Source organism: Thiohalocapsa marina (assembly GCF_008632335.1).
Lineage (GTDB): Bacteria > Pseudomonadota > Gammaproteobacteria > Chromatiales > Chromatiaceae > Thiohalocapsa > Thiohalocapsa marina.
Genome location: NZ_VWXX01000032.1, coordinates 23333 through 47469, shown reverse-complemented (window position 1 = coordinate 47469; position 24137 = coordinate 23333). Strand labels below are relative to the sequence as shown.

Annotated in this window: 25 protein-coding genes and 1 pseudogene; 9 read left to right on the top strand and 17 right to left on the bottom strand. The window is 62.1% G+C overall.

Translation table 11 applies throughout. The annotated features are described in order from the left end of the window. Nucleotides 1-249, top strand: a pseudogene (locus tag F2Q65_RS15690) (redoxin domain-containing protein); the annotation flags it as partial. Between the two features lie 38 nt (nucleotides 250-287). Here the strand turns inward: F2Q65_RS15690 and F2Q65_RS15685 are convergent. The 5 genes from F2Q65_RS15685 to F2Q65_RS15665 form a co-directional block, all read right to left on the bottom strand. After that, nucleotides 288-1403, bottom strand: coding sequence for an ABC transporter permease (locus tag F2Q65_RS15685; protein WP_150094356.1), 1116 nt, complete (start codon nucleotides 1401-1403; stop codon nucleotides 288-290). Beyond that, on the bottom strand, nucleotides 1400-2527 hold the full coding sequence (locus F2Q65_RS15680; RefSeq protein WP_150094355.1) for an ABC transporter permease: 1128 nt from the start codon (nucleotides 2525-2527) through the stop codon (nucleotides 1400-1402). Before F2Q65_RS15680 ends, F2Q65_RS15685 begins: the two co-directional genes overlap by 4 nt. Beyond that, nucleotides 2511-4277 (bottom strand): ATP-binding cassette domain-containing protein, encoded by a 1767-nt coding sequence (locus F2Q65_RS15675; RefSeq protein ID WP_150094354.1) that lies wholly within the window; start codon nucleotides 4275-4277, stop codon nucleotides 2511-2513. The genes F2Q65_RS15680 and F2Q65_RS15675 overlap by 17 nt, the downstream gene beginning before the upstream one ends. 6 nt (nucleotides 4278-4283) lie before the next feature. After that, a complete protein-coding gene (locus F2Q65_RS15670; protein ID WP_150094353.1) occupies nucleotides 4284-5366 on the bottom strand; it encodes an HlyD family secretion protein in 1083 nt (360 codons plus the stop codon). Nucleotides 5367-5551: 185 nt separating this feature from the next. Next, nucleotides 5552-6976 carry an integron integrase gene (locus tag F2Q65_RS15665; RefSeq protein WP_150094352.1) on the bottom strand — a complete coding sequence of 475 codons (1425 nt, stop codon included), beginning with the start codon at nucleotides 6974-6976 and terminating at the stop codon, nucleotides 5552-5554. A gap of 198 nt (nucleotides 6977-7174) precedes the next feature. On the opposite strand from F2Q65_RS15665, the gene F2Q65_RS15660 reads away from it, so the two are divergent. Both F2Q65_RS15660 and F2Q65_RS15655 read left to right on the top strand, forming a co-directional pair. Next, nucleotides 7175-8749, top strand: coding sequence for a hypothetical protein (locus F2Q65_RS15660; RefSeq protein WP_150094351.1), 1575 nt, complete (start codon nucleotides 7175-7177; stop codon nucleotides 8747-8749). Between the two features lie 141 nt (nucleotides 8750-8890). Next, complete coding sequence (locus F2Q65_RS15655; RefSeq protein WP_150094350.1) at nucleotides 8891-9724, top strand: hypothetical protein; 834 nt, start codon at nucleotides 8891-8893, stop codon at nucleotides 9722-9724. A 16-nt stretch (nucleotides 9725-9740) separates the two neighbouring features. Here the strand turns inward: F2Q65_RS15655 and F2Q65_RS15650 are convergent, their stop codons facing one another. Together F2Q65_RS15650 and F2Q65_RS15645 are read right to left on the bottom strand one after the other, a co-directional pair. Continuing rightward, complete coding sequence (locus F2Q65_RS15650; protein ID WP_150094349.1) at nucleotides 9741-10406, bottom strand: restriction endonuclease subunit S; 666 nt, start codon at nucleotides 10404-10406, stop codon at nucleotides 9741-9743. Further along, on the bottom strand, nucleotides 10407-12095 hold the full coding sequence (locus F2Q65_RS15645) for an HsdM family class I SAM-dependent methyltransferase (protein WP_170265773.1): 1689 nt from the start codon (nucleotides 12093-12095) through the stop codon (nucleotides 10407-10409). 277 nt (nucleotides 12096-12372) lie between these two features. Here F2Q65_RS15645 and F2Q65_RS19540 point away from each other — a divergent pair, with 277 nt between their 5' ends. The 3 genes from F2Q65_RS19540 to F2Q65_RS15635 all read left to right on the top strand — a co-directional run bounded on the left by F2Q65_RS19540 (nucleotide 12373) and on the right by F2Q65_RS15635 (nucleotide 13042). Further along, the gene (locus F2Q65_RS19540; RefSeq protein WP_170265772.1) at nucleotides 12373-12513 is read left to right on the top strand and encodes a hypothetical protein; all 141 of its coding nucleotides are present in this window, start codon (nucleotides 12373-12375) and stop codon (nucleotides 12511-12513) included. Nucleotides 12514-12609: 96 nt separating this feature from the next. Then, nucleotides 12610-12813, top strand: a complete 204-nt coding sequence (locus F2Q65_RS15640; protein ID WP_150094347.1) for a type II toxin-antitoxin system HicA family toxin — start codon at nucleotides 12610-12612, stop codon at nucleotides 12811-12813. Continuing rightward, nucleotides 12803-13042: a hypothetical protein gene (locus tag F2Q65_RS15635; protein ID WP_150094346.1), complete on the top strand. Its 240-nt coding sequence runs from the start codon at nucleotides 12803-12805 to the stop codon at nucleotides 13040-13042. Before F2Q65_RS15640 ends, F2Q65_RS15635 begins: the two co-directional genes overlap by 11 nt. 56 nt (nucleotides 13043-13098) lie before the next feature. Here F2Q65_RS15635 and F2Q65_RS15630 read toward each other — a convergent pair whose 3' ends face one another. Genes F2Q65_RS15630 through atpD form a run of 8 tightly spaced genes read right to left on the bottom strand, consistent with a single transcriptional unit; the run spans nucleotide 13099 to nucleotide 19277 of the window. Then, nucleotides 13099-13950 carry a F0F1 ATP synthase subunit gamma gene (locus F2Q65_RS15630; protein ID WP_150094345.1) on the bottom strand — a complete coding sequence of 284 codons (852 nt, stop codon included), beginning with the start codon at nucleotides 13948-13950 and terminating at the stop codon, nucleotides 13099-13101. Then, on the bottom strand, nucleotides 13947-15455 hold the full coding sequence (locus F2Q65_RS15625; RefSeq protein ID WP_150094344.1) for a F0F1 ATP synthase subunit alpha: 1509 nt from the start codon (nucleotides 15453-15455) through the stop codon (nucleotides 13947-13949). The genes F2Q65_RS15630 and F2Q65_RS15625 overlap by 4 nt, the downstream gene beginning before the upstream one ends. Then, nucleotides 15452-16192, bottom strand: a complete 741-nt coding sequence (locus tag F2Q65_RS15620; protein WP_150094343.1) for a F0F1 ATP synthase subunit delta — start codon at nucleotides 16190-16192, stop codon at nucleotides 15452-15454. Before F2Q65_RS15620 ends, F2Q65_RS15625 begins: the two co-directional genes overlap by 4 nt. A 43-nt stretch (nucleotides 16193-16235) precedes the next feature. After that, nucleotides 16236-16502: an ATP synthase F0 subunit C gene (gene atpE, locus F2Q65_RS15615; RefSeq protein ID WP_150094342.1), complete on the bottom strand. Its 267-nt coding sequence runs from the start codon at nucleotides 16500-16502 to the stop codon at nucleotides 16236-16238. Then, nucleotides 16499-17218, bottom strand: a complete 720-nt coding sequence (locus F2Q65_RS15610) for a F0F1 ATP synthase subunit A (protein ID WP_150094341.1) — start codon at nucleotides 17216-17218, stop codon at nucleotides 16499-16501. The genes atpE and F2Q65_RS15610 overlap by 4 nt, the downstream gene beginning before the upstream one ends. A gap of 3 nt (nucleotides 17219-17221) precedes the next feature. After that, nucleotides 17222-17506, bottom strand: coding sequence for an AtpZ/AtpI family protein (locus tag F2Q65_RS15605; protein ID WP_246156274.1), 285 nt, complete (start codon nucleotides 17504-17506; stop codon nucleotides 17222-17224). Continuing rightward, nucleotides 17503-17913, bottom strand: a complete 411-nt coding sequence (locus F2Q65_RS15600; RefSeq protein ID WP_150094340.1) for a F0F1 ATP synthase subunit delta/epsilon — start codon at nucleotides 17911-17913, stop codon at nucleotides 17503-17505. Before F2Q65_RS15600 ends, F2Q65_RS15605 begins: the two co-directional genes overlap by 4 nt. Then, a complete protein-coding gene (gene atpD, locus F2Q65_RS15595) occupies nucleotides 17910-19277 on the bottom strand; it encodes a F0F1 ATP synthase subunit beta (protein WP_150094359.1) in 1368 nt (455 codons plus the stop codon). Before atpD ends, F2Q65_RS15600 begins: the two co-directional genes overlap by 4 nt. Before the next feature lie 417 nt (nucleotides 19278-19694). Here atpD and F2Q65_RS15590 point away from each other — a divergent pair, with 417 nt between their 5' ends. Then, nucleotides 19695-20012 carry an ArsR/SmtB family transcription factor gene (locus F2Q65_RS15590; protein ID WP_150094339.1) on the top strand — a complete coding sequence of 106 codons (318 nt, stop codon included), beginning with the start codon at nucleotides 19695-19697 and terminating at the stop codon, nucleotides 20010-20012. Between the two features lie 53 nt (nucleotides 20013-20065). Further along, nucleotides 20066-20887, top strand: coding sequence for an arsenite methyltransferase (locus F2Q65_RS15585; RefSeq protein ID WP_150094338.1), 822 nt, complete (start codon nucleotides 20066-20068; stop codon nucleotides 20885-20887). 83 nt (nucleotides 20888-20970) lie between these two features. Here F2Q65_RS15585 and F2Q65_RS15580 read toward each other — a convergent pair whose 3' ends face one another. Both F2Q65_RS15580 and F2Q65_RS15575 read right to left on the bottom strand, forming a co-directional pair. Further along, entirely contained in the window at nucleotides 20971-21651 is a 681-nt protein-coding gene (locus tag F2Q65_RS15580; protein WP_150094337.1) for a potassium channel family protein, read from the bottom strand. A 415-nt stretch (nucleotides 21652-22066) separates the two neighbouring features. Further along, nucleotides 22067-23497 (bottom strand): TrkH family potassium uptake protein, encoded by a 1431-nt coding sequence (locus tag F2Q65_RS15575; protein ID WP_170265771.1) that lies wholly within the window; start codon nucleotides 23495-23497, stop codon nucleotides 22067-22069. 191 nt (nucleotides 23498-23688) lie between these two features. Here F2Q65_RS15575 and F2Q65_RS15570 point away from each other — a divergent pair, with 191 nt between their 5' ends. Further along, entirely contained in the window at nucleotides 23689-24135 is a 447-nt protein-coding gene (locus F2Q65_RS15570; protein ID WP_150094335.1) for an archease, read from the top strand. Nucleotides 24136-24137 lie beyond the last annotated feature (2 nt).

Genomic DNA, 24137 nt, shown 5'->3' with positions numbered 1-24137 from the left:
CTGTTCTCGCACCCGGCGGACTTCACCCCGGTGTGCACCACCGAGTTCATCGCCTTCGCCAAGCGCCACGCGGACTTTCAGGCGATCAACTGCGAGCTGCTCTGCCTGTCCATCGACAGCAACTTCTCCCACATCGCCTGGGAGCGCAACATCAAGGAGAAATTCGGCGTCGAGATCGGCTTCCCGATCATCGCCGACCTGTCGACGCAGGTAGCCCGGGCCTACGGCATGATCCAGCCCGGTGCCAGCCTGTCTCGGATCAGGGAGGCCAACAAATCAGCGTTCCCCTAGTCCATCCGGTGCCGAAACAGCCAGGTGGCGGCGCTCAGGGAGAGCAGCGCGATGAGGGCGAGCGGCCACATCTGATGCAGCAGTACCGAGAAGCCGGCGCCTTCCAGGAACACGCCGCGCACGATGATCAGGTAGTAGCGCAGCGGATTGGCCAGGGTCAGCCACTGCACGGGCTCTGGCATGTTGGCGATGGGGGTGGAGAATCCGGACAGGATGGCCGCCGGCACCATGAACAGAAAGGTCCCGAGCAGGGCCTGCTGCATGGTCAGCGCCAGCGACGAGATCATCAGGCCGGCGCCGACCGCGGCCAGCAGGAACAGCAGCATGCCGGTGTAGAGCACGGCCAGGCTGCCGACCAGCGGCACGCCGAACCAGACCACGGCCGCCAGCACCACCAGCGATGCCTCGAACACACCGATCAAGAGCCCCGGCATCGCCTTGCCGATGAGGATCTGCGCCGGATGCAACGGCGTGACCAGCAGCTGATCGAAGGTACCTTGCTCGCGCTCGCGGGCCACCGACATGGCCGTCACCATCATGGCCACCACCAGTGTCAGCAGGCCAACCAGCCCCGAGACGAAGAACCAGCGACTCTCCAGGTTCGGGTTGTACCAGGCGCGCACCGCCAGCTCGGGTGGCGAGCGTCCGAGCCCCTGCGCCGCAATCCAGTGTCGGTTGAAGTCGGCAACCACGCGGTTGACATACTCCTGCGCCACCTGGGCCGTGTTCGAGTTGCGTCCGTCGATGATGACCTGCAGCTTCGCCGGCGCCTCGCCGTGCCGACCGAGCAGATCGCCGTCGAAGTCCGGGTCGATCTGGAGCACCAAGAGCACCTCGCCGGCATCGATCAGCGCCGCGATCTCGTCCTGGCGCCGGATGCGATACCGCAGCTCGAAGGTCGGCGAGCCCTCGAAGTGCGCCAGCAGGGCCCGCGCCGCCGGGCCGCCGTCGCGGTCGAAGACCGCATAGGTGACGCGGTTCAGGTCGAACGAGGCCGCGTAGCCGAACACCAGCAACTGGATCAGCGGCGGCACGATGACGACGAATCGCGCGCGCTTGTCCTTGAACAGCGCGATGAATTCCTTGACGACAAGGGCGATGATCTGGTTCATTCCAGACGCTTGCGCAGCAGCCGCCGACTCAGGCCAAGGAACAGGATGGCCATGATGGCCAGCGCGGCGGCATTCGGCAGGATCAGGCTCCAGACATCGCCGGCCAGAAACAGCGTCTGCAGGATGGCGACGAAATAGCGCGCCGCGATCAGGTGCGTGATGGCCTGTACCACCACCGGCATGCTGTTGATGTCGAATAGAAACCCGGACAGCAGGAAGGCCGGCAGGAAGGTGGTGACGAGCGCGATCATCCCGGCGACGAACTGATTACGGGTGACGATCGAGATCAACAGCCCCATGCCCAAGGCGGCCAGCAGAAACAGCATGGAGCAAGCGACCAGCACCCAGAACGAGCCGCGCAGCGGCACCTGAAACAGGGTCAGGGCCATGAGCACCGACAACGCCATGCCACCCATGCCCAGGGCGAAATAGGGCAGCAGCTTGCCGAGCAGGATCTCGCGCAGGGTCACGGGCGTGACCAGCAGCGCCTCCAGCGTGCCGCGCTCCCATTCGCGCGCCATCACGAGCGCCGTCAGCAGCGCCCCGACCAGGGTCATGTTCACCACCAGCAGGCCCGGCACCAGGTAGTTGCGGCTGCGCAGCTCCGGGTTGAACCAGATGCGCGTCTCGGCGGCCACAGGCTCGGACGGGCCCGACGAGCGCGTCGCCAGCTCGCGCTGCAGCCAGGTGGACCAGACACCCTGCACATAGGCCGACAACAGCCGCGCCGAGTTGGCATCGACGCCATTGACGATGGCCTGTGCCGGCACCTCATCTGCGGCCTGGAGACGCCGGGCGAAATCCGCCGGCAACACGATGAAGCCGTCGATGGCATGTTGGGCCAGGGCGGAGCGGGCCGCCTGGCGGCTGTCGAAGAACCGCGGCTCGAAGTAGACGGACTGACGAAAGCCGCTCACCAGGTCGCTGGCCTCGGCACTCGGTTGTTCGATGACGAGACCGATGCGCAGGTTCCGCGCATCCAGCGACACCCCGTAGCCGAACAGCAGCAGCAGCCCCACCGGCAGCACGAAGGCGATGGCGATGCTGGACGGATCGCGCAGCACCTGCAGCCATTCCTTGCGCAGCAGGCCCAGAAGCCGCCGATGACTAGCCTGGGCGCGCATCGCCCGTACCGGTTTGCGGCCGTGCCTGGATCAGCGCGATGAAGGCATCCTCCAGGGTCTCCACCGGTCCTGTCGCGGCGCCCGGCGCGGCCCGGACCTGTTCGCGAATCTGGGTCGGCGAGCCCTCCGCCAGCAGGGCCCCGGCGGCCATGATCGCCAGCCGGTCGCAATACTCGGCCTCCTGCATGAAATGCGTCGTCACCAGCACCGTGATGCCGCCCTCGGCCAGCGCGTTGATGCGGCCCCAGAACTCGCGCCGGGCCAAGGGATCGACGCCAGAGGTGGGCTCGTCGAGGAACAGGATGTCCGGCGCGTGCAGCAAGGCCGAGGCCATGGCCAGCCGTTGCCGGTAGCCCAGCGACAGGGTGCCGGACTCGGCATCGGCCAGGTCGGCGAGCGCGAAGGCGCCCAGGGCCCAGTGGATGCGCTGGCGCAGCCGACGGCCGCCGAGCCCATAGGCGCGGCCGAAGAAGCGCAGGTTTTGTGTCACGCTGAGGCCCGCGTAGAGCGAGAAGCGCTGCGACATGTAGCCGATGCGGGCGCGTGCCGCCGCGGGGGCGCGGCGCAGGTCGACGCCGGCCACGCTGAGCCGGCCACTCGTTGGCGGCAACAGGCCGCAGAGCATGCGAAAGGTCGTGGTCTTGCCGGCACCATTGGCGCCGAGCAGACCGAACACCTCGCCGGCGCGCACGCTGAAACTCACGGCATCGACGGCGGTGAAGCTGCCAAAGCGCTTGCTGAGATGGTCCACCTCGATCGCGGCAGCCGTCGCGCCGGGGGCGGCGCTCCTACGGCGGTCGAGCGGTTGTAGGTCGGCCGGCTGCTCCGTGCGCGGCTTGAGCCGATCGATGAAGCCGTCTTCGAAGCAGGGCTGGGCTGGTGCGCAGCTTACCGAGGGCCCGAGTGGCGTGCAGTCCGGCGCCTCGGCCGAATCGGTGACGACGCGCACTGCATCGCCCTGCAGCAGGGCATCGCGGACGCCGGGCTGGCGCGACAGCCGCGCCTGCAGGGGACGGCGCTGGCCCGTTGGGCCGGTCACCAGAAAGACGCGCCCGCGCAAGGGCGCACTGAAGCTCGACGGCGGCCCCTGGCCGATGACCCGACCCTGATGCAGCAGGATGACATCGGCGCAGCGCTCGGCCTCGTCCAGATAGGCGGTGGACAGCAGCACGCTCATGCGTTCGCGCTCCACCAGGCCCTGCACAATGCGCCAAAGCTCCCGGCGCGACAGCGGATCGACGCCCACGGTGGGCTCATCGAGCAACAGCAACCGGGGCGGTCTCAGCAGGGTGCAGGCGAGGCCAAGCTTCTGCTTCATGCCACCCGACAGCCGACCGGCCAGCCGCCCGGTTACCACGCCCAGGCCGGTCATACTCAGGAGCGCTGCGTAGCGCTCCGGCCGCTCCTGCAGCGGCAGGCCCTGCAGGTCCGCGTACAGGTCCAGGTTCTCCCGCACGCTCAGGTCCTCATAGAGTCCAAAGCGCTGCGGCATATAGCCCACCGCGCCCTGCACGGCGCCGGACTGACTGCTGAGGTCCAGGCCGAGACAGCTGATGCGCCCCGCATCCGGCAACAGTAGCCCGACCGCCAGCCGCATGAAGGTGGTCTTGCCGGACCCATCCGGTCCGATCAGGCCGGTCACGGCGCCCGCCCCCACCTGAAGCGAGACGCCATCGAGTGCGATCATGGCGCGATCGCCGGCACCAAAACCCTTGCGCAGATCAACGGCGGTCAGGACCGGCCCAGTCATATCAGGTCAGTCATGTCCAAACTGGTCCAGTCCGCCAGCCGGGCCATCGGCCAGCCCAGGTGCGCAGCCCGGCGCCGACAGCGGCTCGGCGGCCAGGTCGATCTCGGCGGTCACGGGCATGCCCAGGCGCAGCTCGGCGTCCGGGTCGCAGACATAGACCCTTGCCTGGTAGACCAGGTCCGCGCGCAGCTCGGTGGTCTGGACCGTCTTGGGCGTGAACTCGGCGCTCGGGGCGATATAGCCGACCCAGCCCGGGTAGGCCTTGCCCGGGTAGCTGTCGCTGTAGACCCGCGCCGGCTGCCCCGGCCGCACGCGCCCGAGGTCGCGCTCGGCCAGGTAGACCCGCGCCCAGAGCGGTGAGGTCAGGGCCAGCGTAAAGACGGGCCGATCCGGCGCCGCCATGTCGCCGGGCTCGAGCAGGCGATTCTGCACCACGCCGGAGGCCGGGGCGTGCAGTCGGGTATAGCCGAACTGCACGCCGGCCAGCGCCAGCTCCGATTCCAGCGCCGCAAGCTGCGCCCGGGCAGCGCTGATGTCCTCGGCGCGGCTGCCGGCCAGGGCCAGGTCCAGGGCCGCATGCGCTGCGACTGCATGGGCCTCGGCCGCCTCCGCGGCGGTGCGCGCATCATCGTATTCCTGCGGCGAGGCCAGCTTGCGCTCGGCCAGATCGCGGCTGCGCTCGGCCCGGCGCGCGGCGTTGCGCGCCTCCGTGGCCGCCGCCTCCAGGTCCGCCCGGAGCTTGGCGATCTCCTCCGGGCGGGCGCCGGCGATGAGTCGGTCCAGCACGGCGCGCTGGCTGTCCAGGCGGGCCTGGGCGACATCCCGGCTCAAGGCTGCCTGCCGATCATCGAGCACCGCCAGCAATTGACCCGGCTGAACCCGCGCCCCCTCGCTGACCAGCAGCGCGCTGAGGCGTCCGCTGGTCTCAAAGGCCAGATCGACCACGCGCAGGTCGATGTTGCCGTACAGCGTCAGCCGCTCGGTGTCGTGCCGCGGCGAATGCGCCAGGCCCAGATAGAGCGCGACACCGCCAGCGACCGCCAGCAGCAGCGCCAGGCCCCAGAGCCTGATCCGTTTCAGCCTTGGCATCGATCGACTCCTGCCCTGCCGGACTGGCTGCGAAAGTCCATCGGGGATACTCCGGTCATGACGCTACCCTACCCTATGAGCATCAACGGGTAAGCGTTTCGCGCAAGCGTCGCTCCCGCGGGTCGTCCCGGACGTCCTGTTGGGTTGGCTCTGTTGCCTGGACGAACCGCAATCGCACCGTTCCGTCAAAGGCTATCCACGGGCGACTTCACCGGAACCACCCCCGGCCGATTCAACACATGGGTGTAGATCATGGTCGTCGACACATCCTTGTGCCCCAACAACTCCTGCACCGTACGGATATCGTACCCCGCCTGCAGCAGATGGGTCGCAAAGGAATGCCGCAGACAATGTGAATTCACCCGCTTGGCGATCCCCGCCGCCTGGCCGGCCTGCTTCAGCGCCCGCTGCAGACCGCTCTCGTTCAAATGCTGCCGGCGCACCGCCCCGCCTTTCGGGTCGCGCGACAGATTCGGGCTCGGAAACACATACTGCCAGACCCACTCCCGCGGTGCGTTCGGTGACTTCCGCGCCAAGGCCCCCGGCAGAGACACGGCCCCGACCCCGGCGGCCAGATCGTCGTCGTGCAGTGCCTTGACCGCTTCCAGGTGCGCCTTCAACGGCACCTCCAAGCGCTGCGGCAAGGGCACAACCCGATCCTTACCACCCTTGCCGCTGCGCACGATGACCCGGCCGCTGCCGAAGTCCAGGTCCCCGACCCGCAGACGAATCGCCTCCATCAGCCGCATTCCAGTCCCATACATCAGCCGCGCCATCAGCGCATAGTGCGCCGGCAGCCGCTCGAACAGCGACCGCAGCTCGTCCGCCGATAACACCACCGGCACCTTGCGCTCGCGCCGCGCATAGCGAAACTGCATCTGCTCCGGCGTACGCTTAAGCACGTAGCGAAACAAGAACACCAAGGCGTTCAGCGCCTGACTCTGGGTGCTCACCGACACCTGTCGGTCCACCGCCAGATGGGTCAGGAAGGCCTCGACATCCGCGGCCTGCACTGTCTCAGGCGGCTTGTTCCGGCAGAACAGCAGGAAACGATGGCACCAATCCAGATAGGTCTGCTCGGTGCGGATCGCATACCGACGCGAGCGCATCACCCGGGCCATGTCTTTCAGCAACGGCCACTGCTCCGCCGCGCTGGCGAAGCGCGACGCCTGCTCGACCGCCTCTTCTGCCGGCAACGCCGCCGCCACCGTCGGATGATCCGCCGTCAATGTCTCGCCGGCCGAGCGCCAATAGTCCCAATCCAACCTCGCCGCGGCCTCGTTTCCACTTAGATCGACCAACAGCCATTGCAGCGCATCGACCAGCTGACGAAACTGCCAGCCCGTGAGCCGGTGCTCACGGGGATAGCGCGTGAGGAACGCCGTGACCTGATCCGCGCTCACCTGCCGCATCCGCGTCGGCCGCACCGCGGCGATGAAGGCCTCGGCGCGAAGGACATACCAGCGGCGTTGGTGCTCAGGGACGCGCTCACGCCGAAGCAGCGCAAGGTAGCGCTCCCAGCCGGAGGGGGTGGGGTGGGAGGGGGCCTGGGGGCGAAGCGCCTCCGTTGGCGTGGGCGACCGGAAAAACCCGGAGTGTGGATTGGGCATTGACAAAGCTCGCTGGCGTGCTAGGCTCACCTCAAGCATAGCAAAACTAGACTGATACGCACGCCACCGTCAGTCTAAGAACACTGTTGGGCGTCAATAAATAGCCACTCTTGCTGATTTTATGAGGCATCAAAAGAAGATTAAATCTCTTGATGCTTGTCACTATAATGCTACTTATATATAGGACATATTGTGTACATGGCCATGTTTTCCAAACTACGTTTCCATAATCTAATCTGCAATAACCTCTTTGCGCCAGACGGTTCTTCACGCATCAATACATGGCTGGCGTCATTGGCCATAATCCTTACGGCAGTTGCAGGGGGGATCGCCGCCACCAACTCTCTTCCATTATTCCAAGACGGTGCTTACTACTTTATCAAATTGTACTACTTCCAGGAGCCATTGACCCCTCATTTTCGGCATGCTGCAGGGTTGTTTCAACTTCCCGCGTTACTTGGGGCAACCCATGGACTTGCTTTACCTGACGTTAGACTGTTGTTTGGACTCGGCTACGCTCTGGTACCCGCTCTTGCCCTCTTATTATCGTGGCTCGTTGTACGGCGGGACAGTCCAGAACTCTTCATCTGGCCAGCGCTGTATATACTTTTCGTAAATACTGTGAATTTTTCCTGGGTATCCGAACTGTTGATTTCATTGCAACTTGTTCTGCCCTTGTACTTGAGCGTCTTGCTTTACCCGTGCAGTAGGAAATTCTGGTTAGCATTTCTTTTCACTACGCCGTTGCTGTTTACGTTACATCCATTGGTAGCAGGAGAGTTTTTCACGTTAGGTATGATTAGCGTTGGTCTAGCCTTGTTACGCAAAATAGAACGCAAGCAATACTTCCAGATATCCTTGGCGTTCACTACGCTTTTTCTAGGCAAGCTCGGATGGTCACTTTTGTATACGTCTCGTTACGAGACCTCACAGAGCGTTTCGGGTTATTTTTTCAAGACCAGTCCAGAGAATCTGTTCCTTCTGCTGGCCAGCAGCGGTATTGGCCTGATTTTGTTTATGGACAGCAATAGCGCGCTGCAGCGGCGGTTAATGTGGGCAGGATTTGCGGTGGCTTGTGCTGCTTTCTGGTATCTAACAACAAAAAGCAGCAGCGGTCATGTTGTTATCCCTGGCGCCATTGCCGGAATGATTGCTCTGGTCGTAGTCTTGCTGCTCAGCCTCTTGATAGCCTTCCTGACTAGCCGCTACAGTCAGATGAGACTATCCAGTCAGCAAATCACCTTGTTCAGTTTGCCAACCCTTGCGATTGGCTCGCTGGCTTCGCAGTACTTCGAACACGGCATTGTCCTGAAGACCGGAGCCACATTCTTTTTTTTCGTGATGATATTGGTGTTGGCAGCGATAGACCGTATGAAACGGGCGCGTGCCCTCCTACCTCAACGTCTTGCATTTGCTGCTTGGTTGGCAGCCCTCTACCTCGTTGTGATTTTCGTTAAGGCAGTGGTGTGGAATATTGTAGGCGCAAATCTAATTGCCAGCCTTCCTTCGCAAAACGATACCTGTATCGACCTGGAAACGACACGTCCGCAGTGGCTGTCTGAATATCCCGGCGCGGCTATCAACAATTGGTCACTGCCTAGCCTAGCAATAGCCTTGCAGGATTCATCCCCACCCCGCTATTTGCTGAAAACCACAGAAGACTGCAAACTTTTGTCTGAGAATAGTGAACTGGCATTGGCACCTTGGGAGAGGATTCCTGTCTGGCTTGCGAACTGCCGGGTCGAGACGCCCGGAACTAGCTGCCGCCAGTAAATACGGGTCTTACGAGCTGTATGTAGCAAGTGTTATGGCCCAACAAAAGCCTCCAGCCGACTGCCTAAAGCGCCGCTCGCTTCGCTTGCAGCGCTTTAGGCAGCGGCTGAGGCTGACGTTGGGCATAAAAAACGGGTACCAATGGCAAAGCAAAATAACAGACGATCACTAGCGCATTCTGCTGCTGACAGAATCATAACGAGCACCCATGTTACAGTCGATGCTGTAAATGTATTTACGGAGCAAGTCTTCCATACCCGCGGGGGGCGCATTGGAAGCGGCATGGGCAGTGTTATTGAGGCGCTATGGGGGTTTCACCTAAACGGCATTCTCAAGAAAGATCAGGATGTATCATTTGAACTTGGGTGGATATATGGTCATGAGTATAACGATTTCGCGTGCATACTTAGGGGGGAGGAGTGGAATCCAGAAACAAAAAAAGGTGAGTTATTTCGTGTTGAAGTGAAATCCATGGTTGCCTCGGCTGATGAATCAAAGGCGCACTTTGATAGGCTCCAGCATGAATTTGCGGAGAACGAATTACTTGCAGTGTTTCTTTGGGATTGGAAATCAATAAATGACCAACCAAGAAATGTATATCCAGCTATTCTCGACTATTTCGTTGGCTACGCTTTGCCCATTGCACAATTGAGGGATGCGCTACACTTAGAGAGAGGCGGTAGTTTCATTCAGAAAGGCAATTGTCCAGATGGCTGCGCTATACATAGTTGTGCCCATGTTGGTGAGCCATTGAATGCGTCAGGTGTTCGTGAACGTCGTTCTGGTCCTGAATCAGCTAAAGGAGCGGGCGTGTCATATGCCGCGAATTTCGGCGGCATGCTGCGAATGCTTGGTTCGCGAGGAAAAACCGGAAAGGATATTCTGAAAAAGGAATATGCTTCCGATCCTACCAAGGCAAGGTTCCTTGATTTTATGGCGCGGAATTTTCCAAGGGTAGCCCGCGCAATAAAATGAATGGATTATTAGTATGTTAGTCGAATACCTCGGATACGAGCTTTTGTCCTTCTTCGGTAAGCGCATTAGCCTTTAAGAGCAGTTCTCGCCTTTGTTTTCTGAAACGTTCAATTTTTGCAACACACTCTTCTTGATACTTCAAAGGAGGAACCGGAATACATATATTTAGTAAATCTTTCGAAGAAACCCGTGGCAAAGCAGCGCCAGCTTGCAATCTTGAAACAAGTTCCGTTACAGCGTCAGAAACAAGAATTTCGCGAAGAAACAATGGCAATATGAATTGGGTTTTTGCCTTGAGCACAATAAACTCTGTCGAACAAAGTCCATTTGTATAAGGCGGCTCAACGTAGAGAGCTTTTCTCAAGTAAGGGCGAAGGCGACCGTAAAGAATATCTCCTTGGGTAAACACTTTTGATCGGGATCGAATGTGTTCACTAGTTACAATCGAAATACCTTGCGAGTCGCCTGTTATGGATTCAACATGCTCAAGACCTATATAGTAAAACCCATCTTGGCCGGACTCGGAGGGGTTCCTCGCGGTTTTAGATTCAATCACGATTTCACTGAGTCGAACGAGCTCGAAATTCTCAGATTTTATTTCCGCGTCTTCGTGCACATGAAGGTCGGCTCGCCATTTGCCGAGTTCAATTAATTCAGAGATAGAAACTGCTTTAGCTTTCATTTACCAGCCTTCCTTTTGCAAGAATCGTTTAGCTGTTTTAATGGCTTCCGCTATCTCTGAATTGCTTGTTTCACGCCCAGCCGCATCATAACCAAGATTGTCAATTCGGATCATGCACACTTTATGGTTCTTCGTAGCACCTTCGCCAGGCCGCAATTTTCTTCCAAGAAGTATTCCGCTGCGCACATTTGCTCCAAATGGCGCAAAGGTCTCATTAGGAAGATCAATAACTATCCGTATAGCTAACTTGCTTAACAGCCACTCTCTTACGTACTTAAGAGATTCCGCATTAAAAATACTTTCTGGCAATACAATTCCAATGCGACCTCCTGGCCGCAGAAACTGAATTGATCTTTCCAGACCTACAATTTCGAGAGGTACCTTTTTGCGCCCTTGTGCCAATGAAAATTTGGCTAAACCTGAGAATGCTTCGACGCCTAGAATTGAACCAAATGGCGGATTAGTCAAAACCAAGTCAAAACTTTCTGGTTTCAAATCCGGATAGTTTCTGAAATCCAATAAAGCATCTGTGCAACGGATATTTGAGTGCCCATCCCCATTGAGGCGCATATCGGTCATCGCTATACGAGTCATCCTGTCGCTTTTCTCAATTCCATGAAGTTTTCCGAACGCAAACTCATGGTATTCCTTAGTGTGGTCCGGGGCTGAATGACGAACATATGAAAGAGACTCTGTAAGAAAATGACCAGAACCGCAAAATGGATCTAAGATTAGTTCGGAACTTGTGGGTGCCGCTATTTCTACCATTAGTTGACACACTTGCGCTGGCGTAAAGTATTGTCCCATGCCAGACCGCACTGACTTGCTCAATACTTTTTGGAACGCGCGACCTTTCAGGTCCGTGTCGGATCGGGTCAAAGAAAACTCTTCGATGAGCTGGAATGACTTTACTAATGCAGAACTCGAAAGAAAGATGGGCAGGTCAAAGACTCCTCTAGAGCGTTCATATTCAGGGATCTTTAACCGAAAGACACGCAAATCATAATTAATCGCTTCGCGATAGAGTGCGCGTAAACACGATGCATACTCCTCAATAGTGCCAAAAGATGTTGAAGTAACACGTGAAATAGGAAGTATCGACTCTTGTTCTTCTAAATATGCCTTTAGATATAGGAGTTTGCAAAGTTCTTCGAGGGCGGCATCTGCATGGAGTCCATCAATGTCGCGCATTGCCGAATGAATCTCGAAAAAAATGTTCTCTAGCTTATTGGTTATGGGAATTAAGTTAGCCGTTTGTGAGGTACTGGAGGCTTGATATTCAGCGCCTTCCTCGAATAAACGTAATGCGCCGCCAGCCGAACCCTTATAGTAATATTCGATGCCATGTACTGTTTCGAATTTGTCGTCTCGATAACGTCTCCTTAGAACTTCAAAATCTTCATTGTCGTGAGAAAAAAACGCGACAGTGCCTATTGTCTCGGTTGCTAGGGCATGACTTAATGCTTTATCTTTAATCTTCTTGGGAGGGTTCGATGCGGTTGCGACAAAAAGACAAAAAGGTGCTCCTGGGTAAACCTCAAAGCAAAGTGCGTTTTCGCCAAAAGAAGGGTCATCTCCAATAAGGATAAATTGCGTGCGGCCTTCAAAGTACTCCACCTTATAGAAGTACTTTTCGTCGAGAATTTCCCGCATTCGTCGAAGAGCTGGATTCTTGGTCGTCGTAGTCATGACAGCCATCATACAAATTATGACAGCCGTCGTCAAGTCGCATGGCTGCGCAAATAAATGCGTAAAAACAGTATGTTATGGCATGAATGGCAGAAAATGCCCAACAAGGCGCTGCACTCGGACGGCAATTCCGCTGCGCTCCATTGCCGCCGGTGAGCTTGGTCGTTAGGCGCCTACACAACTGCGCAGGCTCCTACATCACCAACGCAAGACACGGGCGCGGAAACATAATCTTGGGGCAACAATGAACGTCAGCGTTAAAGATCTCGCAGTATCCATGGATCTCCGCAACAACGGTGTCGAATTAGATGTGTACGATAATCAGGGGATCCGCCTCGGAGAACTGCGTATCGGAAAAGCTACGATTGAGTGGCTCAAAGGCCGCACCAGAAAAGTAAATGGCAATCAGAAGGATTAGATTGCGCTGATCGCGTGACTGGAATAGCAGTAGTCCGCCCTTATGATATCCTTCTGTGCCGCAGTGTAATAGGATGTCCCACATGGAGCTGCAACTTTGCCCCCTAAAGTAAGAGAGCTTATCGCTCAGTTGCAAAAGGCAGGGTTTGTTGATCGAGGCGGCAAGGGTTGCTACCGGAATTTCGTGCATCCGAATGTCGTCAAGCCCATAACCGTCGCCGGCAAACCCGGAGACGACGCGAAACAGTACCTCGTACGTGCTGTGCAGCGAGCCATCGCGGAGTCTGAAAATGAAAGATAGCGACAGATACGCAAAACTTGTCGAGTGGTCTGAAGAAGACCAATGCTACGTAGGAAGTTGTCCAGGGCTGATGCTCGGCGGATGTCACGGCGAAGAGGAAGTTTCGGTTTTTCGTGAACTTTGCGAAATCGTTGATGAAACTATCGAACTCTATCGCCGAGACGGCAAGGCGCTTCCCAAACCGACGGCCGGACAGGATTTGGCGAATCGGCTTCAAGAAGTCGCCTAACCAGCGCACAAGCCCGACGGCCTTGATCATCGTACCGGCCGGGAAGGCGGATCGCTCTAATGCTCAAGGCCGACGCGATCGAGTCCGAGGTTGAGCAGAATCAGCTCGATCTCCTCGGTGATCTCTTCCTGACGCTGCATGTTGCGACGCAGTCTGAGGCTGCCCATGCGCTCGTCGACGCGCCGCAGGGCCGCATCGAGATGGCGCAGGCGCTGCTGCTGCTCGGCCATGAGGGAGCTGTAGAGGCTCTCGTGCAGGGCGGCGAAGAGGAAGTGCTCGATCAGCCCCGCCAGGAAGGCCTCCGGAGACAGATTCAGCAGCGGCGGAAAGCCCTGCGACGGCTCCGGTCCGGCCAGGTAGTGGCGAAACGGCGGCAGCACAGACACGTGCTGCACCTGCTCGGGGTCGCTGCTCCAGTGCACCACCGACAGCCGTGCCGAGGCCGGCGGCCGGAGCTGTTCCTGCAGTGCATCCAGCAGCCCCCGCAGCACGGCCGGGACCTCTTCCGTGGCACTGGCCCCGGGCAGCACGGCCAATAGGCGGGGGTCGCCGTCGAGGGCCTGACCCAGCCGGCCGCCAACGGCGATCAGCCGCATCCGCTCCGCCTCGGACGTCGCACCACCCACAGCCTGCAGGACGGCCTCGTTGAAATCGCCACAGAAGCCGCGCTCCGCACCGATCAGGATGGCCACCTCCGCCATCTCCGACGCGTCGCTCAAGAGCCTCCGATGATGCGCCAGGAAGTCGCGCGCGGCACTGTCGATGCTGGCCACCACCCGTTGCTGGGCCGACAGGAAACGGCCCAGCTTGCGCGACTCCATGTAGGCCAGGTTCTTCATCGAGCGCATGATCTTGCCAATGTCGTCCAGGCCGGCCAGACGGTCCTCCAGCTCATGCAGCCGGCTCATGCGGCCGGCCCCTGATCATCGGCTTCACCCGAGCCATCCGGCTCTGGCAGCCCGAGCCAGCCGCGGATGGCGCCGAGCCAGCGCTCGCGCGGATCATCCAGGTCCAGCGGGCTCGACTCGACACCGTGGCGCAGGCGCTCGGCCAGCCCGGCCACCTGATCCAGCTCCACCCGGTCGAAGAGCCCGGCATTGAAGGCGATGAGCCAGGCAAGCTGGGCCCGGATCGGCAAGGGGGAGAAGCGGTCCTGACGCAGCAGCTCGCGCAGGATGGCCCCGCGCTTGAGCTGGCTCTCGACGCCGGCCTCGAGACGCGCGCCAAAGCGGGTAAAGATCTCCAGGTCGAGGAACTGCAGATAATCCAGCTTCATGCGCCCCGCCTCGCGCTTGATGGCCTGCGGCTGCGCCTTGCCGCCGACCCGCGAGACCGAGCGCGGGATGTCGATGGCGGGCAGAAAGCCCGCGGCGAACAGCTCCTGGGTCAGGTAGATCTGGCCGTCTGAGATGGAGATGAGGTTGGTCGGGATATAGGACGCGATCTCGCCCAGACGTGTCTCGACGATGGCCAGGGCCGTCATGCTGCCGCCGCCCTCCCCCGCCGCCAGCGCCGTGGCGCGCTCCAAGAGCTTCGCGTGCAGGAAGAAGATGTCGCCCGGATAGGCCTCGCGCCCCGGCGGGCGACGCAGCAGCAGCGACAGCTCGCGGTAGGCGCGGGCGTGGGCGCTGAGATCGTCGTAAACGACCAGGGTATCCAGGCCGCGGGCCATCCAGTGCTCGGCGATGGCGCAGCCGGCGAAGGGCGCCAGGTATTTCAGCCCAGGCAGCGCGCTGGCCTCGCCAACCACGACCGTCGTGTTCTCCAGCGCCCCATGCTCGCCGAGCAGGCGCACCGTGTCGACCACCGCCGAGCGCTTCTGTCCGATCAGCACATAGACGCAGCGCAGGTCGCTGCCGGCCTGGTTGATGACGGTGTCGATGGCCAAGGCACTGCGTCCGAGCCCCATGTCGCCAATGATCAACTGGCGCTGGCCGCGTCCGATGGGGATCAGGGCATCGATGATCTTGCTGCCCGTGAACAAGGGCTCGCTGACGAAGTCGCGCTGGATCATCGGCGGCGAGGCCGCATCCAGGGTGCGCCGATCGGTACAGTCCGGCGGCGGGCGATCGTCCAGCGGCGCGCCGAGGGGGTCGACGATGCGGCCGAGCAGCGCATCGCCGGCGGGAATGCCGACCCCACGCCCGGTGAGGTAGACCTGGGTGCCGGCCGTGAGGCGCTGGGTCTGGTGCAGCAGCACGGCGCCCACCAGCTGGCGCTCCAGCCCGAAGACGATGCCGCGGCTGCCGTCGGCGAAGCTCAGGATCTCGTCCACGGCGGCCGAGGGCAGACCGCTGATCCAGGCGATGCCGTCGCCCACCGAGACCACCACGCCCTGCTCGTGGACGCTGAGCCCGAAGGCGTAGTCCTGCAGCCAGGTCGCTGCCTGATCCAGCGGCAGCCCGGCGCTCACTGCCCGATCTCGCTGAAGACGCGCAGCTCGTCGCGCAGGTTCGCCCGCAGGATCAGCGGGCCCGCCTCGATGAGCAGGCCGGCGATCAAGGCGGGTTCTTGGGCGAATGTTGGCTCCAGCGGTCGCCCGGCGATCTCGCTCAGGGCCGAGCCAATGGCCTCACGGCGCTCCGGCGGCAGGTCAAAGGCGCTCTGTATCCGCACCGAGGCGGTCCCCGCGTCGGCCGCCGAGGCCAGCGCAGCGCGCTCCGCCTCGGGGAGTTGATTCAGGTCTTCCAGCAGCACATCGCACAGACGCGCCTCCAGCGTCGCGTCGGCCAGCCGTGTCAGCAGCCGGCCGGCAAAGCCGGCGGCCAGGGCAAGGGCCCGCTGCTGATCCTGGCGCTGGCGCTGGCGACGCTCGCGGTCGTCGAGCACGGCGGCCTTGTCGCGCGCCCGCGCCCGCTCGGCCTGCTGCTCTTCCAGCCGTCGGCTGCGCTCCGCGGCCAGCTCCCGATCGAGCTCGGCCCGCGCCTCGGCCCGCTCGCGCTCCCAGTCGCCGAGGCGCGACGCGTAGTCGGCACGCATCTGCTCGGCCTCGCTGCGCGTGGCCTCGGCCTGCGCCTGGATGGCTGCCACCCGCTTGTGCCGTTGCTCGATGGCCGCCTTCACCGGCGCATACAGGAAGTGCTTCAGGATCCAGACCAGGATCAGGAAGTTGGCGATCTCGAGCAGAAAGGTCGACCAGTCGAGTCCCATGGCGTTGGTTCGGGGGTCCAGGGTTCAGGGGTCAGGGTTCGGACTACTTGAGCAGGTACTCCAGCAGGGGGTTGCGGAACAGGATGATCAGCACGATCACCAGGCAGTAGATCGCCAGCGACTCGATCATCGCCAGACCGATGAACAGCGTGCGCATGATGGAGCGCTCACTCTCGGGCTGCCGGGCCAGGGACTCCAGCGCCTGACTGATGGCGCGTCCCATGGCGAGCGCCGGCAGCATGACGCCGAGCGCAATGGCAAGGGCGGCGGCGACGGTGGAGGTCAAGACGATCCAGCTCATGTCGGTCATTGCTCTGCCTCCGTAGCAGACGAGGATGAGTCACTGGCCAGGGCGCCGGTCTGGATGGCGCTGGCAATGTAGACCAGCGCCAGCATGCCGAAGATGTAGGCCTGCACCAGGGCCTCGATGATGTGCAGCATCAGGATCGGGATCGGCACCAGCAGCCCGCCGACCCAGACCAGTAGCAAGGCCACCAGTTCCAGGCTCATGATGTTGCCAAACAGACGCACCGCCAGCGCCAGCGTGCGGGTGATCTCGCTGATCAGGTGGAAGGGCAGCAGGATCGGCGACGGCGATAGGTAATGGCGCAGATAGCTGCGCAGCCCCTGGCTGCGGATGCCGAACCAATGCACCGAGAGGAACACCAGCACCGCCAGCGCGGCGGTGGCGGAGGGGTCGCGGGTCGGCGAGTGCAGCCCCGGGATCAGCCCGATCAGATTGGCCGTAACCAGAAAGATCCAGAGCGTCAGGATGAACGGCCGCACCTGATCCGCGTGCCGCGGCAGCACCTCCCGCACCGCGTCATCCATGGCCAGGATCATGCCCTCGACGGCGGTCTGAAACAGTCCGGGTGAGCCCTCGGCTGGACCCCGTAGCCGACGCATCGCCGCCCAGGCGAACAGCCAGAGCGCCAACATCAAGAGCCAGGTGGTCAGGGTCGTGTCGCGCACGACCACTGGACCAAGCTGGAACAGGGTATGGGCAAAGAGCGGTTCCTGGTCCATCGGTCAGTCCCGGCTGCGAATCAGGAAATAGACGTTGAAGGCGCCGATCACCAGGCCGAGGAACAGCAGGCTCAGGGTCCAGCGCATGGAATACCCGGCGCTGAGGGTATCCAGCCAATGCCCCAGATAGGCCCCGGCCACCACCGGCAGGACGAAGACCAGCCCCAGGGTGCCCAGGTAGACGGTCTGCACGATCAGGCCCTCGCGCTCGGCTTCGGCCTTGGCCAGGCGGGCGGCATCGCGCTCGACACGCCGGTGCAGCTCGTGATCGTTCGGGATCGGCGTCACCGGCCCTGCTCCCCGCCGCGCCCCAGCTCCCAGAGCCGCCTCAGCATCTCGCGCTCCAGGCGCTGCAAGCTGTCGCGCAGGGCGGCCAGGTCCTGCTCCTCCGCCGCCAGCCGCTCGCGCAACAGTGCGCTGATGCGCGCGTAGTCCGGGTCGCGGTAATAGCGTCGCGTGCTCAGCACCAGCTGATTGTCCCTGAAATCCACCAGCGCGCCGGGCAGGGCCAGATACTCCAGTCGACCGTCGGCATGGCGCAGCCGCGCGAGACCCAGCTCCAGGATGGTCATGAAGCACGCATGCCCGGCCAGCAGACCAAAGGACCCGGTCGCATCGGTGCCGACAAAGGACCGCACCGCATCGAACCGTTCCTGACCATGGGCGTCCTGCAGATTCACGGCAAAGGTGCTCATGACGGCGACAGCGCGCCGCGCATGTAGCAGCGCTCCTCAGGCAGTTCGTCGTGGTCGCCGCGCAGGAAGGCCTCGCAGTCGTTCAGCATGGCGTCGAGAGCCACGGAGACGCCGTCCATGCCGGTCTGCGCGGCCGTGACATGGAAGGGCTGCGTGAGATAGCGCTGCAGCTTGCGCGCGCGCAGAACGATCTTGCGGTCACGGGGCGAGAGCTCGGCCAGGCCAAGCATGGCGATGACGTCTTCCAGCTCGTGATAGCGCGCCAGATGCTCGCGCACGCCCTCGGCGATGGCATAGTGGCGCTTGCCGATGAGGTGCCAGTCCATGAGCCGGCTGCCCGAGGCGAGCGGATCCACCGCCGGGTAGATGCCGGCGCCGGCCTGGGCGCGCGAAAGCACCACCGTGGTGTCGAGATGACCGAGGATGGTGGTCACGGCCGGGTCGGTCATGTCGTCCGCCGGCACATAGACCGCCTGCACCGAGGTGATGGCGCCACGCTCGGTGGAGTTGATGCGGTCCTCCACCTCGGCCACCTCGGTGTCGAGCGTCGGCTGATAACCCACCGTCGCCGGCATGCGTCCGAGCAGGCTGGAGATCTCGCTGCCGGCCTGGACGAAGCGGAAGACGTTGTCCATCAGGAACAGCACTTCCTTGCCAAGCTCATCGCGCAGGTACTCGGCATAGGTCAGGGCGGTGTGGCCGACACGGAAGCGCACGCCCGGCGACTCGTCCATCTCGCCGAACACCAACAGCGTCTTCGGCAACACGCCGGCGTCGTCCAGGGCATGCCAGAGCTCGTGGCCCTCGCGGATGCGCTCGCCGACGCCGGCAAAGATCGACACCCCCCTGTGCAGCGCCACCACGGCGTGCATGAGTTCCATCACCAGCACCGTCTTGCCGACCCCGGCGCCGCCGAACAGCCCGGTGCTGCCGCCACGGACAAAGGGGCACAGCAAATCCACGACCTTGATGCCCGTATGCAGCACCTCGCCGGTTGCCACGGTTTCGGACAGTCGCGGCGGCGCGCCGCGGATGTTGCGGAACTCACTCGTCGACAAGGGCGGACCGCCGTCCAGCGGCTCGCCGAACATGTTCAGCGCCCGGCCGAGGCTGTCCAGGCTGACCGGTACATGCACGGGCGCGCCGGTGTCGTAGACGGGCATGCCGCGGGTGAGTCCGGCGGTGCGATGCAGCGTGATGGCCCGTACCCGATCACGGCCGAGGTGCTGATGCACCTCGAAGCTGTAGGTCTCCCCATCCATGCGCGCGATCAGGGCCTGGCGCAAGGGCGGCAGCCGATGACAGGCGACCACCACCACAGGTCCGTGCACCTCATCGATGTGGCCGATGTGTCCCGCCGCCATCGCCGGCGACGACTCGCCGTGGAAGGATGTCTCTGCTGTTGGCATTGCCTGGGCCGGGTTGAATCCGGGATCGAGATCCGGGATGGGCGACCCGACGACCCCTATTTGCCCACAGGATCGGATCGCGGCCAGATGCTCTCCTTAAAGGTAGTCGATTCCATTGCGCCCTGCCGTAGCCGCTGGCCAGCGAGCAGGGCTGGATTGCCCAAGGCTCAAGACAGCGAGCAGGAACCGCATGGGTCCAGCTCTGAGGCTGGCCCAGTAGCGAAAAGCCCTTGCCTTGTGTAGCGAAACTTGAGGTGCCAGGTCGCTTGCGGGTGCAAGCGCCGCACTGCTCGAAGCCCTGTGCCAGCGAACCGGCCACGACTCCCGCACCGATGCTTCCATCGGCAGGCGTTTGCCACTATATTTCGAATTATGCCGAATTATCGAATTGACCTGGAAGAACGGGCGCAGATGTTCAAGGCCCTGTCGAATCCCCATCGGCTGGCCCTGTTCGAGCGCCTGGTGCGCTGCTGTACCCCGGGCACCGTTTGCAGCACCGAGGTGGCACTGCGACACACCGTCGGCGAGCTGGGCAAGGGGCTGGATATCGCCCCATCGACCCTGTCGCACCATCTCAAGGAACTGCATCGGGCAGGGCTGGTACAGATGCAGCGAAACGGCCGCCAGATCGAATGCTGGGTGGCACCGGCAACGCTCAAGCGCCTGGCTTCGCTCTTTGCGTCCGAGTAAGCACTTATCCTGCAACTATTTCCATCGTCCCCACACCACAACAGGAATCCACCATGAGCAAGCATCACGAGCACGACGAGCATCGCCAAACTATCCGTAGCGCCTACGCCAAAGTGGCGCAGGTCGAGAGTGCCGGCGGCTGCTGCGGTGTCGCGTCGAGCTGCTGCGGCGTCTCCGATGATCAGGCCATCAACACCCTGATCTCGACCCGGCTGGGCTACAGCACAGAGCAACTGGCCAGCGTCCCCGATGGCGCCGACATGGGATTGGGCTGCGGCAATCCCGGCGCCATCGCCTCACTCAAGCCCGGGGAGGTGGTGGTCGATCTGGGCGCCGGCGGCGGCTTCGACTGCTTCCTGGCGGCCCAGGAGGTCGGCGATCAGGGGCGGGTCATCGGCATCGACATGACCCCCGACATGCTGAGCAAGGCGCGCCACAACGCCGCCCGCGGCCGGTACACCAATGTCGAGTTCCGTCTCGGTGAAATCGAATACCTGCCGCTGGCCGATGCCAGTGCCGACGTCATCATCTCCAACTGCGTCATCAACCTCTCGCCGGACAAGTCACAGGTCTTCCGCGAGGCCTTTCGGGTGCTGAAACCCGGAGGACGCCTGGCCATCTCGGATGTGGTCGCCACGGTGGAGTTACCCGAGGCGATGCGTCAGGACGAGCAACTCATCGCCGGTTGCATGGGGAATGCCTCGCTGATCGAGGAACTCGAGCAGATGATCACCGCAGCCGGCTTCTCCCAGGTACGCATTGCACCCAAGGATGAGTCCCGGGAATTCATCCGCGACTGGGCCCCGGGCCGGGGCGTGGAGGACTATGTCGTATCGGCCACCATCGAGGCGGTCAAGGCCACCCCGGCAGCCTGACAGGCACCCGGCACATTCCACACAAAAGGTGTCCCGCACCAGAGCCGGGACACACGCATCGCCTCACGCGCCGCGTCTCTGTGTTACACGCCGCCGCCATGTTGAGAGTCACTGGCCTGCGGCCCAAAGCGCTCACGCAGCACCTTGAGTGAACGCGTGCGGGTCAGCACGACCACCACATCCCCCTCCTGGATGCGCAAGTCCGGATCAGCGAAACGCAGTTCGTCGTCCTTGCCGTAGACACAGATGACGCGGGCCGACTCGGGTAGGCTCAAGGCGTCGATCCGTAGCGCCTCGGCGGCGTTGGCCCGAAACGAGAAGATGCGGGTGTCCCCGCGCAGGATATCGGACAGTTCGATGATGTCCTGCCCCTCTGCCATATCGGCCAGATAACGGCCGACTGTATGCATCGGGATCAGGGACCCGGCCAGGCCGAGTTCGGCGCAGATGTGCTCCAGTTCTGGGTCCTCGATCTTGGTGACCACGCGCCGGTAGCCAAGAGAGCGAGCCACCAGGCTGGCGATGATGTTGGACTGATCATCGCGGGTCAGGCAGAACAGCAGGTCCGTCGCCTCCGGATCGGCCTCGCGCAGGATCGCCGGACGGGTGCCGTCTCCATGGATGAAGCCGGCGTCCACCTCCTCGCGCAGCTGTTCGATCAGCGTCTCACTACGCTCGATGATGACGACCTCATGCTGCCGCTCCACAAGCATGCGGCTGGTCAGTACCGCCAGGGTGCCACTACCAATGAACACGAAACGCATGGCCTCGGCCCCGTTGCCTTGCAGTGATCAGTCATCGTGCGCCTGCGATGACTGCAACAGCCGCTTGCTGATCGTCGCCGGCAGCGCATGGAATAGCCACAAAAGAGGGATGAACAGGGCCCGGGCAGGCCGCTCGCTCCATCTTCGGTTGATTGACCGTAAGCATAGATCCGAACCGGCCGCTGTCAAATCCATCGCCTTGAATGAGCGATGCTCAATTGGCGCTCTTTCGGAGGCTCGCTTAACCGCAGACACAGAGAACGCAAAGCGCACGCACAGCTGCCTACGAAGGCTCTTGCTGGTCTCTGCGTTCTCTGCGCCTCTGCGGTTTGCATATGAAATTGCTGGCCTTGAATAGGGGATTTGACGCTTCCTGGCCGCGTAGGCGTTGAGCGCATGGCTTGGGTAACACGGATCAGGGCCTGAGCCAGGTCCGCGGATACAGCAGCACCAGCAAGGCCAGTACCTCCACGCGGCCAGCCAGCATCACCAAGGTCAGCAGTGCCTTCAGGCCTGGTTCCAGCTCAATGCCCGTGATGCCCGTGGAAAGCCCCACCGTGGCCGCCGCGGAGACGACCTCGAACAGCGCATCGAGCGGCACATAGCCCGCGGCGACAAAGGCGAGCCAGGCCCCAACGACCAAAAGCACAAACAACAGGATCACGATCAGCGCGTGCTCGATCTGACGCGCATCCAGCTCATGTCCGCCCAGTCGCGCCGAGACCACGGCATGAGGAGGCAGCTGCACGCGCAGGATCATCAGCTGGATGAGCCGGATCAGGATCAGCAGCCGCAAGAGCTTGATGCCGCCAGCAGTTGAGCCCACGCCGGCGCCACCGAGCATGGACAGGATCAGCACCAGCTTCGCCTGAGCCGGCAGCCCGGCGATATCCACGGTCGAGAAGCCAGTCGTGGTCTGCGCCATCGCGGCCTGCATCAAGGCCTCGCCAGGCACCAGGCCGCCCAGGAGCCACAACAGGGCCATGGTGATGCCGATGGCCGCAACCAGCGCCCTGAGCTCAGGGTCGCGCAGCAGCTCCAGTGGTCCTCGCAGCCAGGCTCGATAATACAACGGCAACGGCAGGGCCCCGGCAAAGGCGACCACGAGCAACGCCAGCTGTATCCGGGGTGTCAGGGCCGCCAGGCTGTCGGCAGCCACGGAAAAGCCCCCGGTGGAGACGGCCGCCAGGGTATGGATGACTGCCGCCGGCCAGGCCAGGCCGGCGGCGGAGACCCATGCAAGTCCGATCGCCGTCAACAGCACATAGACACTGACCACGCGCCGGGCATGCTGCCGAGCCCCGACCTCCAGGTCGTCATCGCCAAGGGCATCGGCAAACCGGCGCTGATCTGCTGCCTGCCCCAAGACCAGCGCCATGGACAAGACGACGATGCCGAGCCCGCCGACCCACTGCAGCCAGGCGCGCGTGAACAGATAGGCATTGGAACACTGCGCCGGATCAGACAGCATGCTCAGTCCGGTCGTCGTCACCCCCGACGCCGCCTCGAACCAGGCATCGAGCATCGACAACCCACCGCTGGCCAGTGGCCAGGTCGACAGCGCCGCGACAACGATGAAGCTCAGCACCGTGATCACCAGGGCCTCGTTGAGCCGCAACTGCCGCCCCGCGCGGGGCAGGAGCGCGCAGGCGGCGAGACCGACCGCCGGCAGCAGCGCACCCAGCAGCAGCCGCTGCGCCAGCACGCGGTCACCGTCCAGCCAGGCCACCAGGGTTGGAACCAGGAGCAGGCCGGTCAGGATCAGCGACAGCTGGCCCAGGTGACGCAGCACCACAGTCACATGTACCGGCTGCAGCAGCGGCTTGACCGCGGATTGAAAGCTCATGGGTATCTGCTGTACCGCCGAAGCCGAACTTGAAGGGATTCTGCGAGCGATGCGCATCAGTGCGCAAGCGGATCAGGCAGTGACGAGTGGTGAGTGGCGGCTGGCGACTCCCCGCATCGCCGACTAAGCTCAGGGCATGGACATCCTGTCTGCCGCTCTCCTGCTTGGGATCTTCATCGACGCGACAAGCCATGAAATCAGCGCCGAGCCCGCGAAGGGCCACGCCCTCTTGGCGGCATTTCGAGCACCGCGCCGACATCGGTGTGGAAGGCGTCGGCGACAGCCCAGCGGAGGCCTTCGCCCAGGCGGCACTGGCGCTGACGGCGATCATTTGCGATCCGACCGAGGTCGCGCCGAAACAAGCTATCCATATCAGCTGCGACGAGCCGGACCTGGAGCTGCTGTTCGTGGACTGGCTCAATGCGCTGATCTATCGGATGGCCACGGAGCGCATGCTGTTCTCACGCTTTGATCTGCGGATCGATGGCGCCAGGCTGCAGGCGAACCTCTGGGGCGAGCCCGTCGAGCCAGAGCGCCACCATCCCGCCGTCGAGGTCAAAGGCGCCACCTACACCGCCCTCTCGGTACAACAACACAGAAATGGCCGCTGGCGTGCACGCTGCGTTGTTGATGTTTAGGA

What these genes read in the sequence shown, in the direction of transcription:
- F2Q65_RS15590 (WP_150094339.1), top strand. Translation starts at nt 19,695, where the DNA reads ATGCCGAATTATCGAATTGACCTGGAAGAACGGGCGCAGATGTTCAAG.
- F2Q65_RS15655 (WP_150094350.1), top strand. Translation starts at nt 8,891, where the DNA reads ATGGCAAAGCAAAATAACAGACGATCACTAGCGCATTCTGCTGCTGAC.
- F2Q65_RS15635 (WP_150094346.1), top strand. Translation starts at nt 12,803, where the DNA reads ATGAAAGATAGCGACAGATACGCAAAACTTGTCGAGTGGTCTGAAGAA.
- F2Q65_RS15675 (WP_150094354.1), bottom strand. Translation starts at nt 4,277, where the DNA reads ATGACTGGGCCGGTCCTGACCGCCGTTGATCTGCGCAAGGGTTTTGGT.
- atpE (WP_150094342.1), bottom strand. Translation starts at nt 16,502, where the DNA reads ATGACCGACATGAGCTGGATCGTCTTGACCTCCACCGTCGCCGCCGCC.
- F2Q65_RS15645 (WP_170265773.1), bottom strand. Translation starts at nt 12,095, where the DNA reads ATGACTACGACGACCAAGAATCCAGCTCTTCGACGAATGCGGGAAATT.
- F2Q65_RS19540 (WP_170265772.1), top strand. Translation starts at nt 12,373, where the DNA reads ATGGATCTCCGCAACAACGGTGTCGAATTAGATGTGTACGATAATCAG.
- F2Q65_RS15575 (WP_170265771.1), bottom strand. Translation starts at nt 23,497, where the DNA reads ATGAGCTTTCAATCCGCGGTCAAGCCGCTGCTGCAGCCGGTACATGTG.
- F2Q65_RS15650 (WP_150094349.1), bottom strand. Translation starts at nt 10,406, where the DNA reads ATGAAAGCTAAAGCAGTTTCTATCTCTGAATTAATTGAACTCGGCAAA.
- F2Q65_RS15685 (WP_150094356.1), bottom strand. Translation starts at nt 1,403, where the DNA reads ATGAACCAGATCATCGCCCTTGTCGTCAAGGAATTCATCGCGCTGTTC.
- F2Q65_RS15670 (WP_150094353.1), bottom strand. Translation starts at nt 5,366, where the DNA reads ATGCCAAGGCTGAAACGGATCAGGCTCTGGGGCCTGGCGCTGCTGCTG.
- F2Q65_RS15620 (WP_150094343.1), bottom strand. Translation starts at nt 16,192, where the DNA reads ATGGGACTCGACTGGTCGACCTTTCTGCTCGAGATCGCCAACTTCCTG.
- F2Q65_RS15680 (WP_150094355.1), bottom strand. Translation starts at nt 2,527, where the DNA reads ATGCGCGCCCAGGCTAGTCATCGGCGGCTTCTGGGCCTGCTGCGCAAG.
- F2Q65_RS15580 (WP_150094337.1), bottom strand. Translation starts at nt 21,651, where the DNA reads ATGCGTTTCGTGTTCATTGGTAGTGGCACCCTGGCGGTACTGACCAGC.
- F2Q65_RS15610 (WP_150094341.1), bottom strand. Translation starts at nt 17,218, where the DNA reads ATGGACCAGGAACCGCTCTTTGCCCATACCCTGTTCCAGCTTGGTCCA.
- F2Q65_RS15585 (WP_150094338.1), top strand. Translation starts at nt 20,066, where the DNA reads ATGAGCAAGCATCACGAGCACGACGAGCATCGCCAAACTATCCGTAGC.
- atpD (WP_150094359.1), bottom strand. Translation starts at nt 19,277, where the DNA reads ATGGCGGCGGGACACATCGGCCACATCGATGAGGTGCACGGACCTGTG.
- F2Q65_RS15660 (WP_150094351.1), top strand. Translation starts at nt 7,175, where the DNA reads ATGGCCATGTTTTCCAAACTACGTTTCCATAATCTAATCTGCAATAAC.
- F2Q65_RS15570 (WP_150094335.1), top strand. Translation starts at nt 23,689, where the DNA reads ATGAAATCAGCGCCGAGCCCGCGAAGGGCCACGCCCTCTTGGCGGCAT.
- F2Q65_RS15665 (WP_150094352.1), bottom strand. Translation starts at nt 6,976, where the DNA reads ATGCCCAATCCACACTCCGGGTTTTTCCGGTCGCCCACGCCAACGGAG.
- F2Q65_RS15600 (WP_150094340.1), bottom strand. Translation starts at nt 17,913, where the DNA reads ATGAGCACCTTTGCCGTGAATCTGCAGGACGCCCATGGTCAGGAACGG.
- F2Q65_RS15630 (WP_150094345.1), bottom strand. Translation starts at nt 13,950, where the DNA reads ATGAGCCGGCTGCATGAGCTGGAGGACCGTCTGGCCGGCCTGGACGAC.